At 51.9% G+C, this 17,066-nt stretch carries 16 protein-coding genes; 6 read left to right on the top strand and 10 right to left on the bottom strand.

What is annotated here, in order from left to right; translation table 11 throughout:
* Positions 1-58: 58 nt before the first annotated feature.
* Positions 59-958 (bottom strand): EI24 domain-containing protein, encoded by a 900-nt coding sequence (locus AC5JO6_RS02735; protein WP_496079496.1) that lies wholly within the window; start codon positions 956-958, stop codon positions 59-61.
* A 308-nt stretch (positions 959-1,266) separates the two neighbouring features.
* On the opposite strand from AC5JO6_RS02735, the gene AC5JO6_RS02730 reads away from it, so the two are divergent.
* Positions 1,267-1,506 carry a hypothetical protein gene (locus tag AC5JO6_RS02730; RefSeq protein WP_496079495.1) on the top strand — a complete coding sequence of 80 codons (240 nt, stop codon included), beginning with the start codon at positions 1,267-1,269 and terminating at the stop codon, positions 1,504-1,506.
* A 103-nt stretch (positions 1,507-1,609) separates the two neighbouring features.
* Here AC5JO6_RS02730 and AC5JO6_RS02725 read toward each other — a convergent pair whose 3' ends face one another.
* From AC5JO6_RS02725 to AC5JO6_RS02695, 7 genes are all read right to left on the bottom strand, one after another.
* Positions 1,610-2,602, bottom strand: coding sequence for an ABC transporter permease (locus tag AC5JO6_RS02725; protein WP_496079494.1), 993 nt, complete (start codon positions 2,600-2,602; stop codon positions 1,610-1,612).
* 182 nt (positions 2,603-2,784) lie between these two features.
* Positions 2,785-3,864 (bottom strand): ABC transporter permease, encoded by a 1,080-nt coding sequence (locus AC5JO6_RS02720; RefSeq protein WP_496079493.1) that lies wholly within the window; start codon positions 3,862-3,864, stop codon positions 2,785-2,787.
* Between the two features lie 78 nt (positions 3,865-3,942).
* Entirely contained in the window at positions 3,943-4,176 is a 234-nt protein-coding gene (locus tag AC5JO6_RS02715) for a DUF2283 domain-containing protein (RefSeq protein ID WP_496079492.1), read from the bottom strand.
* A gap of 16 nt (positions 4,177-4,192) precedes the next feature.
* A complete protein-coding gene (locus AC5JO6_RS02710; RefSeq protein WP_496079491.1) occupies positions 4,193-5,686 on the bottom strand; it encodes an ABC transporter ATP-binding protein in 1,494 nt (497 codons plus the stop codon).
* Positions 5,687-5,839: 153 nt separating this feature from the next.
* Positions 5,840-7,090, bottom strand: a complete 1,251-nt coding sequence (locus tag AC5JO6_RS02705) for a BMP family lipoprotein (RefSeq protein WP_496079504.1) — start codon at positions 7,088-7,090, stop codon at positions 5,840-5,842.
* A 327-nt stretch (positions 7,091-7,417) separates the two neighbouring features.
* Positions 7,418-7,894 carry a tRNA (adenosine(37)-N6)-threonylcarbamoyltransferase complex ATPase subunit type 1 TsaE gene (tsaE, locus tag AC5JO6_RS02700; protein WP_496079490.1) on the bottom strand — a complete coding sequence of 159 codons (477 nt, stop codon included), beginning with the start codon at positions 7,892-7,894 and terminating at the stop codon, positions 7,418-7,420.
* A 198-nt stretch (positions 7,895-8,092) separates the two neighbouring features.
* Positions 8,093-9,460 (bottom strand): gluconeogenesis factor YvcK family protein, encoded by a 1,368-nt coding sequence (locus AC5JO6_RS02695; protein ID WP_496079489.1) that lies wholly within the window; start codon positions 9,458-9,460, stop codon positions 8,093-8,095.
* A 479-nt stretch (positions 9,461-9,939) separates the two neighbouring features.
* On the opposite strand from AC5JO6_RS02695, the gene AC5JO6_RS02690 reads away from it, so the two are divergent.
* Together AC5JO6_RS02690 and AC5JO6_RS02685 are read left to right on the top strand one after the other, a co-directional pair.
* Positions 9,940-10,722 carry an ABC transporter ATP-binding protein gene (locus AC5JO6_RS02690; RefSeq protein ID WP_496079488.1) on the top strand — a complete coding sequence of 261 codons (783 nt, stop codon included), beginning with the start codon at positions 9,940-9,942 and terminating at the stop codon, positions 10,720-10,722.
* A gap of 188 nt (positions 10,723-10,910) precedes the next feature.
* Positions 10,911-12,140, top strand: a complete 1,230-nt coding sequence (locus AC5JO6_RS02685) for an MlaD family protein (RefSeq protein WP_496079487.1) — start codon at positions 10,911-10,913, stop codon at positions 12,138-12,140.
* A gap of 95 nt (positions 12,141-12,235) precedes the next feature.
* Here AC5JO6_RS02685 and AC5JO6_RS02680 read toward each other — a convergent pair whose 3' ends face one another.
* On the bottom strand, positions 12,236-12,523 hold the full coding sequence (locus AC5JO6_RS02680; protein WP_496079486.1) for a DUF3288 family protein: 288 nt from the start codon (positions 12,521-12,523) through the stop codon (positions 12,236-12,238).
* A gap of 479 nt (positions 12,524-13,002) precedes the next feature.
* On the opposite strand from AC5JO6_RS02680, the gene AC5JO6_RS02675 reads away from it, so the two are divergent.
* Together AC5JO6_RS02675 and AC5JO6_RS02670 are read left to right on the top strand one after the other, a co-directional pair.
* On the top strand, positions 13,003-13,563 hold the full coding sequence (locus AC5JO6_RS02675) for a hypothetical protein (protein WP_496079485.1): 561 nt from the start codon (positions 13,003-13,005) through the stop codon (positions 13,561-13,563).
* Positions 13,564-13,574: 11 nt separating this feature from the next.
* The gene (locus AC5JO6_RS02670; RefSeq protein ID WP_496079484.1) at positions 13,575-15,392 is read left to right on the top strand and encodes a peptidoglycan D,D-transpeptidase FtsI family protein; all 1,818 of its coding nucleotides are present in this window, start codon (positions 13,575-13,577) and stop codon (positions 15,390-15,392) included.
* Positions 15,393-15,438: 46 nt separating this feature from the next.
* Here AC5JO6_RS02670 and AC5JO6_RS02665 read toward each other — a convergent pair whose 3' ends face one another.
* Positions 15,439-15,882, bottom strand: coding sequence for a VOC family protein (locus tag AC5JO6_RS02665; protein ID WP_496079483.1), 444 nt, complete (start codon positions 15,880-15,882; stop codon positions 15,439-15,441).
* A gap of 187 nt (positions 15,883-16,069) precedes the next feature.
* On the opposite strand from AC5JO6_RS02665, the gene AC5JO6_RS02660 reads away from it, so the two are divergent.
* Entirely contained in the window at positions 16,070-16,819 is a 750-nt protein-coding gene (locus AC5JO6_RS02660; RefSeq protein WP_496079482.1) for a histidine phosphatase family protein, read from the top strand.
* The last annotated feature ends 247 nt before the right edge of the window (positions 16,820-17,066 follow it).

Genomic DNA, 17,066 nt, shown 5'->3' with positions numbered 1-17,066 from the left:
GCTGACCGCTGACCGCTGACCGCTGACCGCTGACCGCTGACCGCTGACCGCTGACGTTTTATTCGGTCTGATTTGTAAGTAAAGCCTCACCATTCTGATTAGCAGGCAAAAACGGCAAGACTCGATCGCAGCAAAAAAGTGTCCCTGCTGCCACGCAAATCGGCACGGCTAACAGGCTAACGAAGGGAATGCTGACTAAGACCAGGCAAGCCCAGCTAAAGGTCGCACTGGCAGGGAGCGATCGCGCAAACACGCCTAATTTACGACGAAAACTAAAGCGACGGCGTTCTAATGGCGCATCAAGGAAATCTAAACCGACTAGCAGCGCTGCCAGTGCTGCGCCTCCGATGCTGGCGATCGTTGTGCCAAGGGGCGGCAAAAAGTTGAGTACCAAAAACGGCAGCCCAAACACGATCAGCAACAGCAGTTTTTTGAACTGAAAGGTAATGGCTCGCCAGATGTCTTGTAAAGCGCGGCTAAAGCCTGGTGAGCCAACGGGCACCTGCCCTCGACGCAGCCGTTCCGTTTGTTCTGCCAGGTTGCCATACCAGGGTGCGCCGAAAATCGCACCAAACTGCACTAGCAGCAAACCAGTGAGAACGAAAAGCGCGATCGCCATCAAAAACCGCAGCACATCGTCCAAAAACGTTGCTCCTGTCGGTATCCAGGTTAGTAAACGAGATGCCCACGGCGGCAAACTGGTAACCCATTCCGCTAACCAAGTTGGTACGCCCGAAGCCCATTGATCAATGCCTCGCCATCCTGGCAACAGCAGTCCGGCGTACAATGCTGTCCCAATGACCAGGTTGACCAGAATCGGCATCACGACACAACCCCATAACTGAGAATGCTGGCGAATGAACAGTAATGCCTGGAGCGGGTAGGTTGCCCCTGCAACAACGCCAACAGGCAAATCACCAACGCGCTGAATGATTTCAGAATCTAACTCTTCTGTCATGGTGTTTCTTGCAAACGTTCAATAGAAAGGCTAACTGGAAGCTAACAGTAACGCTATCAGCTATCAGCTTTTTGCTGACTGCTGACCACTAGATAATTAAGTCTTACTCACAAACGATTTAGGACTGCTACATGTCAACAGTCCCTGGTGTGATTTGAAAACCGTACTGGCTGCTTTGTTCTCTACCTACAGAAGCATGGCAAGAAAAAGTAGTCTTTCTTAGGATAATGGAAGCAGCTACGCAAAGATGCCATCTTGTCAATAGTTCGTAATTTTTGTTTATGCTCTTCCCCTCGTTAGGCTAATTCATGAGCGATCAGCAGGCTAAGCAATTCGATCCCTTCCTAGAAAATTTGAGGCAGGGCATTTGGCTGATAGGTATTTCTTCTTGGGTGTTTGGGATCACCGATCGCAGTATTGCGACATTCTCGGATGGCTCTCTCTCGGCGCTCGACATTGCTCAGTTGTTCACAGCCTCTTTTTTCTTTGTAAGCTGGCTCTTTCTGAAACCAACTCGTCAGCTCAAGGCTAGCGAAAGTAGCGATTAGCCGACGGTATGCAACGTTTGATCGGCTTTTGTAATTGCCTCCCGATCGAGGTGATTCTGAAAAAACAGGGAGTGCCGCTTTACAGCAGTTAACTTTAAGCCTTCTAGTCTTGTTCAAAAACACGACCGAGCGCGGCAGGTGGCGTACTGTGAATCGTTTGGGCAGCCGCACGCCCTAGCGTGGGAGGCAGTAATTTTAAGAGTCGCTCTAACCATTCGCTGGAAGTCAGCACTAAAAACAGAATCATCAGAACGAACGGCGCAACGGTAAAAACCTGCGTAGGAATGTCTGGGATGGCGCTCTGAGCCACGTTTGCCAGCGATTGTAGAATGCCGAAAAGGTAACAACTCAGAGCAACTCTAAGGGGATTCCAGCCACCAAAGATGACGATCGCCAGCGCAATCCATCCATACCCGCCTGTGTGACGATGGCTCCACCCAGCTTTAAAGTCCAGCGCAAACGCTGCCCCCGCGATCCCCATCAGGGCACCGCCAAACATGGTGTAAAAGTAGCGCATCAAAATGACGTTAGTGCCTCTGGCAAAGGCAGCGGCAGGCTGTTCGCCGATCGCTCGTAGCATCAGACCAGCACGAGTACGATAGAAGTACACCCAGGCAAACACAATCAGCCCAAAGCTGGCATACACCAGCAAATCGCTCTGAAACAGCAGCCTGCCGACGAATGGAATATCTTGCAAAAATGGCACATTCAAGCTGGGAACCGTTGGTCCTGGAATACGGACGAAGGGATTGCCCAAAAACGACGACAGATCGGCACATAGCAACGCCAGCACAAAGCCGATCGCCACCTGAGACTGTTTCAAGCTCAGGGCACCAAAGGCAACGATGAGCGCGATCGCCGCTCCCACCAACGCGGCGCTACCAAAGCCCAACAGCAAACTCGGCGTATTGCCCAAGCCCTCCGTTGTCTTCGCTACCGCAAACCCTGTCATCGCCGCCAGCATAATCGTGCCTTCGGCGGATAAGTTAATAACTCCAGCCCGTTCTGTAATCGTCTCGCCAATGCAGGCAAAGACAAGCGGTGTTGCAGTGGCGATCGCGGTAGCGAGAATAGCGATAATTTGATCAGTTTCCATAGGGGAAAAGGCTAAAGAATAAGGGAAAGGCTAAAGGATAAAGTATGAAGGCTAAATTTTGAGTTTTGAGTTGACCTTGACTGTTATCTGTTGAAGACACTTTTTAGCTTTTAGCCTTTAGCCTTCTGCCTTTCTTTAGCCTTTAGCTTTCTAACAACTAACCACCAACAACTAAAAACTGTCTAGCTCTTCACGCCCAGTTGCTCAGTTGGCGATAGCACTTGGGGTTGAGGTGTACCAGAGCTGGCATCAGCGGGTTTGCGATCGCTCAGTCCACGACCAAGCAGCACAAACAGCACCAACATTCCCTGGATTACACCTGCCAGAGACGATTCCAGGTTGAGCGACAACGGTAATTGAAGGCTACCAATATTGAGCGCGCTGAAGAAGAAGGCAACAGGCAGAATCAACCAGGCGTTGAAGCCAACCAGCATGGCGATCAACAATGCCAGAAAGCCGAGATTGCTGGAAATGCTGGGGATCAGTCGATGGAAGACGGCAAGTACTTGTAAGGCTCCAGCAATGCCTGCAAACGCACCGCAGATGGCAAACGCGCTAAGCAACTGACGTACAGATGGGATGCCTAAAACGTAAGCGGCTCTCAGATTTTGACCCACTGCCCGAAGCTGTAAACCAAAGTAGGTGCCGCGCATGACGACGATCGTTAGCGCGAGAACCGCGATCGCCACCAGCAGCGAAACGGGGCTGGCTTCGGTATTGCCGATCGTGGGCAACCACAGAGATTCACCAAACTGCTCGGTGCCGCTCATCGAAGCGACTCCTTCTCGCTTCCAGGGACCAAAAATGAGATAGAGTGCGAGTCCCTGAGCGGCAAAGTTGAGTCCCAGTCCAGCAAAGATTTCGTTGATGCGACCGTAGACGTTGAGTATGCCTGCCAGCAGCCCCCACAGCGCGCCGCCAAATGCGCCAACGGCGATTGCCAGCAGCATGACCAGCGGAGCCGGAAGCACGTCTTGTAATAGACGAATGGCAAAGGTCGTTGCGATCGCGCCTGCTACAATCTGCCCTTCGATCCCCAGGTTGTATAGCCCTGCTGTAAAGGTGAACAGCAAGCCACTGGTACATAACACCAGCGGAGCCAACGTCGCAATCACTCGCGCAACTTGGTCTGGTGTGCCGAACGCGCCCGACCACATACTGCTGATCACTTGCACGGGCGAAGCGCCAACCAGGGCAATAATGATGGCGATGAAGATGAGGGAAAGGACGATCGAGCCAAGCTGGTAATACGCTTTAGACATTAGTGATTAGTGGGGATAAAGCAACGGTTGCTGAAGCAGAGGCGACTAACCGATGAAATTGCACCAGTGTTTATCGTATTAACTTGCCAGCTTTAAATGAGCAATGATTGGCAACTCTAAAACGTTTGCACTGAGCAGTCGCTTTGAGAAGAATAGAATCTCTAGATTTTCCACCTCACTGGAAGTCGGATTCAACCGTGCAACTACGTCATCACCCAAATCTTCAGATTCTTGCTCTGCGTAAGGACGACACTTGTCGATGTAGAGAATATCGCCCGTGCGATCGTATCGGAAGGTTAACTTTTCTGCCATGGCAATACCCATAGAATTAGCTGCTGACGGATAGTGCCTGGTGCCGATCGCTCATTCTTCCGCCAATCATTTGCCCCAGCCGATCGACCGTCAATTCTGCTGCATCAATGGGTTCTGACACTGCATCGCCGCTGAAGACAATGACGCGATCGCTGTACTGCATAATTTCATCCAGGTCAGACGAAGTGAAGATGATAGCGGTGCCACCTTCACACCGGGCAATCAACTGTTGCCAGACCCACAACACTGACTCAATATCTAACCCCCGCGTGGGATGTTCCATCAGCAGGAGGTTGAGTGGTACAGGCAGGAGGGCGAGTTGGGTGCGCTGTTGATTGCCACCAGAGAGCCGCTCGACGTGGGTTTGGGGTTTGCCGCGAATGTTGAAGAGGGCGATCGCGTGCAGCGCTTTTTCTAGCGTCCCTTTCCAATCAACAAACCAACCATTAGGAGGCGTACGGAGAGCGACATGCTCATGAATGGATAAGCCTCGAATGAGTCCATCGCGCAGGCGATCGGCGGGTGAATAGCCAATGCCAGCAGTCAGATAATCAGGATAGAGCTTTGCAGTCATATCGACATCGTTAACAGTGAGAATGCCCGATGACGCTTTTAATAAGCCCGCGCATAGCAGCAGCATGAGTTGTTGACCGCTGCCTTCCAGTCCTGCCAGCCCAATGACCTCACCTTGATGCACGGTGAGATCAGGAATTTTAACGTTGAGGCGATCGGTTGCAAGACTGATCGTTTCGAGTTTGACGGCGATCGCCTCTTTCTGCGTGTTGGGTTTGATCGGCGGTGCAAGTTCACGCCCAAACATCAATGCCACAAGCGTTTCGTCAGGGCAGGGAATTTCCAAATTGCCAACGACTTGACCCTGACGCATGATAGTGATGCGATCGCACAACTCATTGACATCTTCCAGCTTGTGCGACACAAAAATGACGGATTTGCCCTGCGCGGCAAGTTTTTTGGCAGCGGCGAATAGCTCATCCTTCTGGGATGCCGAAATGCCTGTAGTGGGTTCATCCAGAATGAGCGTCTTTACACCCAATGACAGCAGACGCAAAATTTCAAGCTGCTGCCGTTCGCCGACGGTGAGATTGCTGACCTTTTCATTCGCGTTGAGGGCAAAGTTAAACTGCGCTGCCAGTTGCCGAAATTCCCTGAATGCCTGCCGCCGATTGGTAAACAGGCTGCCCGACTTGCCGACCAAAAAGTTATCCAGTACAGACAGCGGCGGGAAATCGAGTGGATCTTGGTGGAGCATCCCAATGCCAACCGCGATCGCATCGGCGGGTGTTTTCACCTCTACACGTTTTCCATCAAGCAGAAGGGTGCCGCGATCGCGGGTAATGAACCCACTCAGCACCTTCACCAGCGTACTTTTACCCGCTCCATTCTCGCCCAGCAGTCCATGTACGCTGCCTGCTTCCACCGTCAGCGACACATCCTCGTTTGCTCGAACCGCGCCAAACCGCTTAGAGATATTTTGTAGTTCAACTTTCATGGCAAGAAAGGCGATAGGAACGGGAAAAAGGAAAGGCTAAAGGATAAAAGCTAAAGGCTCAAGAGTCCTTAACCTACTACTTCTGGGAAGCTAGGTATCTGTTCTAGCTTTCATACTTTAGCCTTCATACTTTATGCCTCAGCTTTATCCTTTCTACTTGCTCGACCCTTCCATGCCTGCCAGCAGTTGTGGCATGTACCAGATTTGTTGCTCGGTCGCCGTTTCCCCCGCTTTGACAAACTCGGTTTTCCCGTCCTGAAACTTGATCGGTCCTTTATAGAGGTTAATGCTGCTGTCGCCAAGCCCTTTGATAAAGGTGTCGATGTACTGCTTGTTGTCACCCAGAGCATTTCCTGGCAAGAAGCCAACCATCGAGGTTTTGGGGTCGTTGATGTCTTTCCAATCCGGACCCAGCCAAACAAACTCGCTGCCGAGCTTGCCATCGATCGCCTTTTTCACCGCATCACCGTAGGGCAGGCTCCAGTTGTAGTACGGCACACCCAGGCAAACGTCGGGAGCGAGTTCACAGCCCGACTTTAAGTCGTAGTGAACAAAGTTGACTTTTTTGCCTGCCGCAGCCGCTTTTTTGGTCTCAGTTGCCGCTTCAGGCGTGTCAATGCCTGACATCACCACATCGTAACCGCCGTTAAAGTAGTCGTTGACCACCTTGGTGGGGTCGAGCGTCACACCAGGAATGTTAAACCAGAAGCCGATCCAGGTTACTTTAAACTTCAGATCGGCTGGTTTCTTTTTGAGATAGGTTTCCCAGCAGTACTTTGCGCCCAGGTAGGCTGCTGACACATAGCGCCGGGTTTCATCGTTAATCAAAGGACCCAGATAGCCAATTTTGCCCGTCTTCGTGCCCAGTGCAGCCGCACAGCCAGCCATCATCTTGCCGTACTCCATGCGAGCCATGATATTGCTCAGGTTCGGCTGATTTTTGAAATTTTTGCCCTCTTTCCAGGCATAGTCACCAGAGGCATGAACAACCTTGACATCGGGGTGTTTTTTAGCCGTTGCTAGAGCGTCGTCTTTGAAGTCGTCGGAGTTGAAGACGATGAATTTGGCACCTTTGCCAATCAAATCATCGGCAACTTGTGTGCCTTTAACGTTGGGTCGATCGGCTGGGTTAACTTTATCCACATAGTCAAACTTGACTCCGGGCACGTTTTTGACAACAGTTTGCATCCCTTCGTACTGCGCCTGGTTCCAGCCACCGTCATCTTTAGGTCCAACGATGACCATACCGACCGTGAGTTCCTTACCGCTTGCTTGGGCAGTCGGCGCAGAGGCAGAGGGAGAAGCGGTTGGACTTGGGCTGCTACACGCACCGACGAGTACGCTGAGAGCAGCGATGTGCCAGAAACGGTGCATTAAAGCGAAGGAGCGATCGACAAGCGGCATACGATTACGTTCAACAGGTTGATTCATAGACTTAACGGACTCTAACGGATCAAGGGGCATGGTTTAGCGCTCTTTGCTCATGGTTTTCGACCTCTAGCTGGCTCCACACGCTTCCCAAAAGCCGAATACCAGGTAAGGAAAACCAGGGAGGCGTTGGCGTTGGCGAAAGATGAGCAGACTAACAAGATGACGGACTGCCTACCAGTAGTGCAGCGATCGCAGCTTTGCTTTCCAATTAAGGCGATCACTCATTCCAGAAATGTATCATCGATCACATTTGCTGATCCTGTCTTGAAACATCTTCTCGTTTTGCCGTTAATTTTGTCGTCAAATCAACTCGATCGCTTCGAGCACAACGCTGCACGAGCCGATCGCGCTAAGCCTCGCCTGACGACCCACCGCCGCATCATATGTGAGCTGCACTTCTAGATAAGTGGACGGCTTGTAACGTAAGCGTTCTGACCACTCGATCGCGACGATGCCTGGTTTGACTTCTGTGCCCTCCCAGTACATTTCTGGGTAGAGTGCTGCCGCGGCTATCGTGTCCAACCGATACAAGTCAAAATGATACAGCGGCACGCGTCCATCCAAATATTCGTTAATTAGTGTGAATGTAGGACTGTCGATCGTCTCCCGAATCCCTAATCCTTCGCCAATGCCCTGTACCAGCGTCGTCTTCCCGCTACCCAACTCACCCTCTAGTAGGAGAGTACTTCCTGCTGACAACGTTTGACCGAGGCTAAAGCCCAGCGATCGCGTCGCCTCAGCATCCGGCAAAAAAATAATTTTCGATGGCTCCTGCATGGACTGACCTTGAGATGGCGGCTGGCAGAAGAGTTGTTAGTTGTTGGTTGTTAGTTTTTAGAAGAAGTCAGAATTAGCTGCCTCCCCTGCCTCCCCTGCTTCCCCATCTCCCCACCCCTGCCTCCCCTGCTTCCCCATCTCCCCATCTCCTCACCCCTGCTTCCCCATCTCCCCATCTCCCCATCTCCTCACCCCTCCTCACAGCCCCTCCACGCGACTGTACCAGCGCAGCAGCACCCGCGCGAGTTGTTCAGGGTTATGGCGTATCAGCCCGGTTTGTTCGTCTTCGTCCATGACACTTGCCAGTACAATCCGGCGACCTAAACGAGCGACCACATCTCGATCGAGCGGTACCGGGTTGGAGTTCTCTTGTGCATAGCGAATATGCGCTTTCGCAGACGGGGTTTTCTTTTGCACCAGGACGGCTCCAAAAAGGGGCTGACCACACGCCTGGTCGATCGCCCGAATGTGATCGCCAACGCTGTAGCCCTGAGTTTCACCCTCCTGCGTCATGATATTACAGACATAAATGCGAGGTACGTCACGCTGCGCGATCGCGGCTGTAATCTCTGGCACCAGAAGGTTTGGAATAATGCTGGTGTAGAGGCTACCGGGACCAATAATAATGTAGTCGGCTTCGGCGATCGCTTTCAGCGCTTTCGGTAGGGCGGGTGGATTTGCAGGCGTACAGCCAATTTGCACAATCGCACCATTGGCTTCAGTGATGCTAGATTCGCCCTCAATGTAGCGACCGTCGGCTAACTTCGCCCACAAGCGAACATCGCTCAGAGTTGCGGGTAACACTTGCCCTCGCACGGCTAATACACGAGAACTGGCTGCGATCGCCTGCTCTAGGTCACCCGTCACTTCACTCATGGCAGTCAGAAACAAGTTGCCAAAGCTGTGTCCAGTCAGCCCATCGCCTGCTTTGAAGCGATATTGAAAGAGTTCAGTCAGCAGCTTTTCTTCGTCTGCCAGGGCTGCCAAACAGTTGCGGATATCACCGGGTGGCAACACGCCGATTTCGCGCCGTAGTCGTCCAGACGAGCCACCGTCATCTGCCACTGTGACGATCGCTGTAATATTGGCGCTGTAGCGTTTTAGCCCTCGCAGCAGGTTAGATAGCCCGGTGCCACCGCCAACAACAACGATGCGAGGTCCACGATGCAAGCGTCGATGGGTCAACAGCAGATCAATCAGCTCTTCATCACCATCGGGCATCAACACTTCGGTAATCGACCCTAATGTGCGTGTTTGTCCCCACCACACCAGCAAAAAGCCCAGTAGCATCGCTAGTGGACCACTGATGTAGCTGGGAATAATATCTGTGACACGATCGAGAATCTGCCTGAGAAATTGAGTCGTGTAAAAAACGGGTGTCAACTTCAGCCAAACAGCAAACCCTAACGTCGTTAGCAGCACACCGCTCGCACTCAGCAGCAACCAACGCTTGACCAGCAAGCCAGGAGCCAGCCACTTAAACCATTGGTTAACTCGACTAGGAGTACGGTGACGCGACTCCCGCCGCAGCACGTGGAGCGCTTGTTTCAGTAAACCAATGGTCATGGCTGGATACGCACAGAGAGGAAGACAGCAAGTGAACGAAGCAATGAAGACGAATGAGGCAAACTCGGCATCTGCATAGCAGCAGAATAACTTAAGTTCTCAACTTCTATAGACTGTTCATTGAGTGTGCCAGTTCAGTATGCCGTTGGGATACGATCGCCCTGCCCTACCATTTACCTGATGAACCACCGCTGCTTGCCCTACGAGAACGCGAAACGATCGTGTTTAAATGCGCTAGCATGTCACCTAAAATGCCGTTGACTCCAATCTGACAAGGCAGTCCTAAACTCGTAGATGCTTGAAAAGCCATCTTTGTGCTATCCGAATCATCTGAACCACGCTAAGGTTTGTGAGTCTAGAATTTTTAGATCTGGGCTGACGGCTCGTTCACAAAGGTTGATATATCGTTCACAAAGGCAGATGAGGCACCAGCAAGTTGGGGTCTTAGATTGCTACAAGTGTGTCTGGTTCATATCCTAATGGCTGAAGCGCTGATTGAACTAAAAGGGGTTTCAAAGGCGTTTGGTAAAAATGTCGTGCTGGATGCGGTTGATCTAACAATCTACCGTGGCGAAGCCCTTGCAATTATCGGTCCTTCTGGGACGGGCAAATCCACCATCTTACGCATTATTGCTGGACTTGCCGCTCCTGACTCTGGAGAGATTTATGTGCAGGGACAGCTTCGGCAGGGGCTGATTGAAGATGCCCAAGATCCGATCGGGATCGGTATGGTCTTCCAGCAAGCCGCGCTTTTCGATTCGCTCACGGTGGATCAAAATGTTGGTTTTTTGCTCTACGAGCATTCTCGTTTACCGCGACGGCGCATTCGAGAACTGGTGGTGAAACGCTTGGAGATGGTAGGTTTGGCAAATGTGGGCGATCGCTATCCCTCTGAACTCTCCGGCGGCATGAGGAAACGAGTCAGCTTTGCGCGGGCAATTATGGCAAATCCAGACAATCCCAGAGATACACCAGAAGTGCTGCTCTATGATGAACCCACCGCAGGGCTTGATCCGGTCGCTTCCACTGTGATTGAAGATTTAGTGCGGCAGCTACAGTGCGCTGAAGGTGGCTGTAGCACTTATGTGATGGTGACTCACCAGCAAAGCACCATTCATCGCACGGCTGACCGGGTAGTCTTCCTCTATCAGGGTAAAGTGCAGTGGGAAGGCAGCGTACAGGCAATCAATACGACCGATGATCCGTTGATTCGACAATTTTTTAGTGGCAACATCAACGGACCGATGCAAGTCATTGGCTAGGCAACGTACTTATAGCCTGCGGGTGCCTCTAGCCAAAGCACGAGCGCCAAAAAACGAGCGTGAGAGAAAAGGCTCCACTCTGCCGTTTCTTTCCTCTGCCGTCTCTTTCCTATCTTCTTCAGTCCTATATTCTCCAGTCTAGATCTGTTATTTTGCCAAAGTCTCCCTACTATCAGTGAGGACTCATCATGCGATCGCGAACCGTTCGGGAAGGCTCCGTTGGCTTATTAATTTTATTAGGGTTGGGTCTATTCGCTGGACTCATCCTCTGGCTGCGGGGCATCAGTGTGGGCAATCGTGGTTATAAAGTCGTCATCGATTTTGCCAACGTTGCAGGTATGGAAGTGGGCACCCCCGTTCGCTATCGCGGCGTGGCGGTAGGCAAGATTACCAAAACACGACCAGGACCGAACGGTGTTGAGGTAGAAGTCGAAATTTCTCCAGCCGATTTGCTGATTCCCAACGAAGTGAAGGTAGAAGCAAATCAGTCGGGGTTGTTGGGCAGCACATCGATCGACATCACTCCCCGCAAGCAACTCACAGCGGCAGTCGATGCGAAGCCACTGGATGCCGAATGCAACACAGCTCTGATCATCTGCAACAAGTCTCGCCTGACCGGTCGGGTGGGAGTCAGCGTGGACGAGTTGATTCGCTCATCAATGACGTTTGCTAATGCTTACAGCAATCCTGCATTTGTGGCAGATGTGCAAGCTGTGACCAAAAATAGCGCTCAGGCAGCCGCTGAGGTCGCTGCGCTCAGTCGAGAGTTCAAGAGCGTTGCTGTTGTCGTCAAGCAACAAGTTTCCACGCTGTCAGCCTCTAGCCGCAATGTCGATCGCACTGTTACTAAACTGGGACTCACAGCCGACCAGGTGAATGGTCTTTTAGCCACCAATCGCTCAAATTTAGTGGGCACATTGGGCAACATCAACGTGATTACGGCACAACTCCGCACCACTGTAGCCACGCTCAATCCGATCGTGGGTCGGGTGCAACAAGGTCAGCTACTGCAAAATTTGGAAACCTTGTCTGCGAACGCGGCTCAAGCCTCTGCTAATCTGCGCGATGTGTCCAATGCTCTCAACAGCCCCTCAAACCTGACGGTGCTACAGCAAACGCTCGATTCAGCCAGAGTCACTTTTCAAAACGTGCAGAAAATTACCTCTGACCTCGATGACCTGACGGGTGATCCAGCCTTTCGTGCCAATGTGCGGAAGCTAGTCAATGGGTTAAGTGGACTCGTCTCGTCGTCGCAGCAGCTTCAACAACAGGCACAACTGGCACAGATCCTGACTCCGATCGCCCAAACTGCCGCCGCTAATCCAACCCCATTGCCCAGTGGTAGCGTTCCTGTTGCAGACTCATTCGGTAAAACAGTGCCTGAAAAGACAGTGGAGGGAGTAGGGAGTAGGGAGTAGGGAGTGGGGAGTAGGGAGTGGGGAGTAGGGAGGCGTTTTGAGTTAGTGCTGCCTCCTGCCTTCTGCCTTCTGCCTCCTCCTTCTGCCTCCTATTCTTAACTCCAATCGTCTCGCTTGCTCCCTCGCCCCTTGTAGACTTGAGCGTCAGCGTGAATTTGACGCGTTCTGGCGGTCAAGGTTTCATCGGTTAAGTTCCACTGTTTCAGCACCTTCTCCAGATCTGCTTGAATATCGCGCGCACCGGGAAAACCCCGATAGCGAATCCGCAGGCGAGCGAGTTCTGAGAGGTTATAGTCAGTTGGTGCTTCAGCTAGTAGTGTGGTGACGATCTGACGATCGCTGCTCCAGAGGGGATGCTGCTGATCTTTTTGCGTTTCAGCCATGATTCGGTAGTTAGTTGTCAGTGGTTAGGGTCTGGAGCGGTCGTAGAGGCAACTGATGCTGTATGAGTTTAGCGGATGCTGTGTAGAGTGAGCGGATGCTGACCTAAGTTAGATGAGTTCTGGCTACGTCGTCAATCGATCGCTGATGTTCGTCGAATCAAGATTGAACGCTAACCGCTGACGGCTGACGGCTGACCGCTAACGCCTACAAATCAAATTGCCTTCTCATCCAGCAAGCCTCAAGCACAAGCCAGCTTATTTTTGTTTGAAAATCGAATTGTTGCAGTAGACTGGCTGGTAATCTTGATGCAGATAGCTAACTTGCGATCGCGGTGGGTGATTAAGCATTGTGCCTGAAGGCAGTTTCTGTACGAACGGTAGGTTTCCTAAGCTTACATCTTGGGTACGTTGAGTTGTACAGCGTGGCTAACCGCAACCAGGCAATGCTGTACGTGTGTTAAAGGAGTGATGAGAAGCTGATGTCCACTGCGTTTCGATCTGCGCCCCGTTCTCGGCGACCTGCTTCTACTCGTCGATCGCCGCTTTACCCAGTGCCCGCTCAGCCCAGCCAACTGCGTACTGTCCCCAAACGCTCCAGTCAACCACTGCCTAGACCGCCACTAAAGGCAGTCGCGCCTCCAGCAGGCGCAGCAGTGGTCAGACGTTTGCCTTCAAAACGATCGCTGCCGTTATGGTTACGGTTGCTGATTCAAGCACAGCGCGGCTCTTTGGTCATTGCATTCGTTTTAATGACAGCGACGCTCATCGTTTACGGCAGCACCGTTTATACGCAGCAGCTTTGGAGCAAAGAATACCGCAAGTTGAAAACACTTCAACGCAACGAGCGAGAAATGATCGCCACCAATGAGGGTTTGAAGAATCAACTGGCGCTACAAGCCGATCGACCCGGTTCAGGGCTTGTGCCCCAAACGCCAGACAACACGATCTTTCTTCAGCCTGCTCCACAGCGCTCAGCGTTAAGCATCAGCCCTAGCGTCTCCAAAGCTGAAGTCGCTCCCAACACACCCCTGGGATATTAAGAGCTGTCGTTATGGGTAGTCCTCCCCGTTCTCTGTCATCGCAGCATGTGCGTCGCTTACCCGTCAGCAAGCGTCCCTTGCGGAGCGATCGCACAGCTTTAGTCAATCTGCCAACCTTTCGGCTGTTCCTGGTTTGGGCTGCACTGGTAGCTGGTTGTGGGCTGCTGCTGTGTAATCTTTTTCGCCTACAGGTGGTGCAGGCTCCGAAGCTGCAAGCACGGGCACAAGAGCAGCAAATGGTTTACATGCGACCGTTCATTCCACGTCGCCAGATTATTGATCGCACAGAGACAGTTCTGGCGTTGGATCGCCCCGTTTACACCTTATTTGCCCATCCCAAGCTGTTTAAAGAGTCCAAGCAGGCGATCGCTGAGAAGCTCGCTCCGTTTCTGCGTCAGTCATCCGCTGACTTGACTAAGAAACTTGATGCCGCAGAAACGGGTATTCGCCTTGCATATTCCCTCTCTGAAAGCACGGCTGACCAAATCAGTAACCTGCAAGCCGACGGCTTAGAGTTGCTCCAGAGTCAGCAGCGGTTCTACCCACAGCATGAGATGGCGGCAGATGTGCTGGGCTACGTCAACGATGAGCACAAAGGGCAGGCAGGGCTTGAATTAAGCCAGCAGAAACTGCTTGAGCGTCTGGCAAATCCAGTGCGGCTGAGACGGATGGGCGATGGTTCGCTGATGCCAGATCAGGTGCCTGGAGGATTTCTGAATGTCGATGACTGGCAACTGCAACTGACGCTGGATAGTCGATTGCAGCGGGTTGCGATCGCCGCCTTGCAGCAACAGGTGAAAAAATTCAACGCCAAACGTGGAACCGTCATTGTGATGGATGTCCATGATGGTTCCCTGCTCACGCTGGCAGCTACACCATCCTACGACCCCAACCAGTATTTTAAGTACTCGCTCGATCGCTTTAAAAACTGGGCGCTCTCTGACTTGTATGAACCAGGATCGACATTCAAGCCGATCAATGTGGCGATCGCCCTCGAAACAGGCTCCGTCAATCCAGACAGTGCCTTCTACGATGAGGGACAAATCCAGGTCGGCGGTTGGCCCATTCAAAACTTTGACTATTCCACCTCAGGCGGTAGAGGGCGCATCACCCTCACGCAAATTCTGGAATACTCCAGCAATGTTGGCATGGTGCACGTGGTACAGCAGATTAAACCCAGCGTTTATTACACATGGCTGAAACGTCTCGGCATAGGCGATCCAGTGGGGATTGACTTGCCATCCGAAGCCTCTGGTCAGTTCAAAACTCAAAAGGTTTTTCTTGAATCGGCGATCGAACGAGCCACCACAGCTTTTGGTCAGGGTTTCTCACTCACCCCGATACACCTGGCTCAGCTCCATGCCGTACTGGCAAACGGCGGCAAACTCGTTACCCCTCATGTCGTTCAAGGGTTGTTTGATAGTAAAGGGCAACCGTACTGGCAGCCCAGCCTCCCCACACCTCGCTCGGTCTTCTCTAAAGCCACCACGCAAACCGTACTGTCGATGATGGAAACCGTCGTCAGCAAAGGTACAGGCAAGAGTGCCCAAATTCCCGGCTACCGTATTGCGGGCAAAACGGGGACGGCTCAAAAAGCGAATCCCAACGGTGGCTACCTGGATCATGCCAAGATCACTAGCTTTGTAGGCATCTTTCCGGTCGAGGCACCCCGCTATGTGGTCGTCGCTGTTGTCGATGAACCAAAGGGAGGCGACGCGTTCGGCTCAACCGTTGCTGCACCCGTTGTCAAATCGGTTATGGAAGCGCTTATCAGCCTGGAGAAAATTCCACCCAGCACGGTAGAAACGGGTGAGGTCGTGGGGAGATGAGGGGATAAGGGGTTGGGGAGATTTCGAGCTTTGAGTGCTTTAGCCTTTATTCCTCCTTCTCCATCGCGCGCAAAAACTCCAACGGCAACCCATCACTATCAGCAATAAAGGCAACTTCGTAAACCCGATCGCCAATCATCTGCTGTTCCGGTTCTAGCAGCACCTTGAGCGGCTGAAATTGCTCTGGTTGTGCTTGAGTTGCTTTGCTAAAACGGTCTTTCACTGCCTCTAACCAATCAACTAAATCAGCCGTAACAGCCGTGAGATCGAAGGATAAGTGATAGTACCCAACGTAGTGCTCATCCCCAAAGGCATCGGGTGCAGGCTTTGGTTCTGGGATTTGGATCAGCTCGATCCGTCCGCCTAAGCCTTCCAGCCAGCAAGCCAGCGTATAGCCAGTGGTGAACCGCTCCTGCACTTGAAAGCCGAGCTGTTCGTAGAAGGCGATCGCTCGAAAAATATTTGCCGTCCGAATCGACGCGTGATGCATAGCAGTGATGCTGAAGACTTTTGCTTTAGACTAAGTACTCTAGACTAATACCAATCTAAAGGGTGTTCAGGCATATCCTGCCTCTGTGGGAGTAGGTTTAGCTAAGATGCTGCTTTGAGCTTCGCAGTCATCAACAGAACCTGCCTCTACCCTACTATTAGCCTTATTCGTTTCGTAGGATCGGTTCATGCATCGAGTCATGAAGCTGCTATTTATTCGTCATGCCCAATCAACTGGCAATCGGGAAAAACGGATGCAGGGGCACGGTGAGTATGCACTCTCCAGTGAAGGCAAACAGCAAGCGGAGAAGCTCGCCCGTAGCCTGATGGCAGAAGGCTGGTACCCTTCCCATGTCTATAGCAGTCCGCTCAAACGCACCGCTCAGACCACGCAAATTTTGCTAGATCACTTTCAAACAGCACCGCTCCCGGCTGCCGTGAGTGACCTCATCGACAGTGCTGAAACCATCATTGATACACCAGAGGATACGTCTAGAAGCATTACAGTGGCGTATGCAGATGCACTCAAAGAATTTCAAAACGGCATTTTTCAAGGGCTGACCTGGGCAGAAGCCATCAGTCGCTATCCTGATCTTTGTCGTGAGCTAGAAGCGTCGCCAGATTGGATTCAGATTCCCGGTGCCGAAACGCCACAGGATGCCAGAAATCGCGCCGATCAGTTTATGCAGACACTTTTCAACCGACACAAAAACGGGGATCAGATCTGGATTGTCACCCATAGCTGGATCTTGCAACACTTGATTGCTGCACTCATGGGATGCGATCGCTCATGGCGGCTACGAGCAAACAATACTGCCATCTTTGAGTTTTGGGTTGATCAATCTCGATGGCATCGTACCGATCAAAACCGCTTTAATACCGATCTTTGGCAGGTACGACGCTTCAACGATTGTCGTCATCTCAAAACGCCACTCTAGTATCAACTTTGGTTAAACTTAAAGCCTTATCAACTGATCAAAAGGCATTGATAGCGATGCTCGTTTGAGTGCGGTACAAGTGCTTAGGTTTTAAGGCAGGAGGCAGGAGGAAAACTCTGCTCCTCCTTGCTTCTGCCCTCTGCCTTCTGCCTCTTGGGGACTGTACTTCACACTTGCTTGGAATCCGCTATAGCGCTTTTCTGAGAGCTGATCCCCAAGCACGAGCACATCACTTTAGCTGTAGCGA

Source organism: Tildeniella sp. (assembly GCF_059505325.1).
This window is presented reverse-complemented; position numbering and strand designations above follow the sequence as displayed.

What these genes read in the sequence shown, in the direction of transcription:
- AC5JO6_RS02690 (WP_496079488.1), top strand. Translation starts at nt 9,940, where the DNA reads ATGGCTGAAGCGCTGATTGAACTAAAAGGGGTTTCAAAGGCGTTTGGT.
- AC5JO6_RS02670 (WP_496079484.1), top strand. Translation starts at nt 13,575, where the DNA reads ATGGGTAGTCCTCCCCGTTCTCTGTCATCGCAGCATGTGCGTCGCTTA.
- AC5JO6_RS02660 (WP_496079482.1), top strand. Translation starts at nt 16,070, where the DNA reads ATGCATCGAGTCATGAAGCTGCTATTTATTCGTCATGCCCAATCAACT.
- AC5JO6_RS02675 (WP_496079485.1), top strand. Translation starts at nt 13,003, where the DNA reads ATGTCCACTGCGTTTCGATCTGCGCCCCGTTCTCGGCGACCTGCTTCT.
- tsaE (WP_496079490.1), bottom strand. Translation starts at nt 7,894, where the DNA reads ATGCAGGAGCCATCGAAAATTATTTTTTTGCCGGATGCTGAGGCGACG.
- AC5JO6_RS02730 (WP_496079495.1), top strand. Translation starts at nt 1,267, where the DNA reads ATGAGCGATCAGCAGGCTAAGCAATTCGATCCCTTCCTAGAAAATTTG.
- AC5JO6_RS02725 (WP_496079494.1), bottom strand. Translation starts at nt 2,602, where the DNA reads ATGGAAACTGATCAAATTATCGCTATTCTCGCTACCGCGATCGCCACT.
- AC5JO6_RS02715 (WP_496079492.1), bottom strand. Translation starts at nt 4,176, where the DNA reads ATGGCAGAAAAGTTAACCTTCCGATACGATCGCACGGGCGATATTCTC.
- AC5JO6_RS02665 (WP_496079483.1), bottom strand. Translation starts at nt 15,882, where the DNA reads ATGCATCACGCGTCGATTCGGACGGCAAATATTTTTCGAGCGATCGCC.
- AC5JO6_RS02735 (WP_496079496.1), bottom strand. Translation starts at nt 958, where the DNA reads ATGACAGAAGAGTTAGATTCTGAAATCATTCAGCGCGTTGGTGATTTG.
- AC5JO6_RS02685 (WP_496079487.1), top strand. Translation starts at nt 10,911, where the DNA reads ATGCGATCGCGAACCGTTCGGGAAGGCTCCGTTGGCTTATTAATTTTA.
- AC5JO6_RS02680 (WP_496079486.1), bottom strand. Translation starts at nt 12,523, where the DNA reads ATGGCTGAAACGCAAAAAGATCAGCAGCATCCCCTCTGGAGCAGCGAT.
- AC5JO6_RS02710 (WP_496079491.1), bottom strand. Translation starts at nt 5,686, where the DNA reads ATGAAAGTTGAACTACAAAATATCTCTAAGCGGTTTGGCGCGGTTCGA.
- AC5JO6_RS02705 (WP_496079504.1), bottom strand. Translation starts at nt 7,090, where the DNA reads ATGCCGCTTGTCGATCGCTCCTTCGCTTTAATGCACCGTTTCTGGCAC.
- AC5JO6_RS02695 (WP_496079489.1), bottom strand. Translation starts at nt 9,460, where the DNA reads ATGACCATTGGTTTACTGAAACAAGCGCTCCACGTGCTGCGGCGGGAG.
- AC5JO6_RS02720 (WP_496079493.1), bottom strand. Translation starts at nt 3,864, where the DNA reads ATGTCTAAAGCGTATTACCAGCTTGGCTCGATCGTCCTTTCCCTCATC.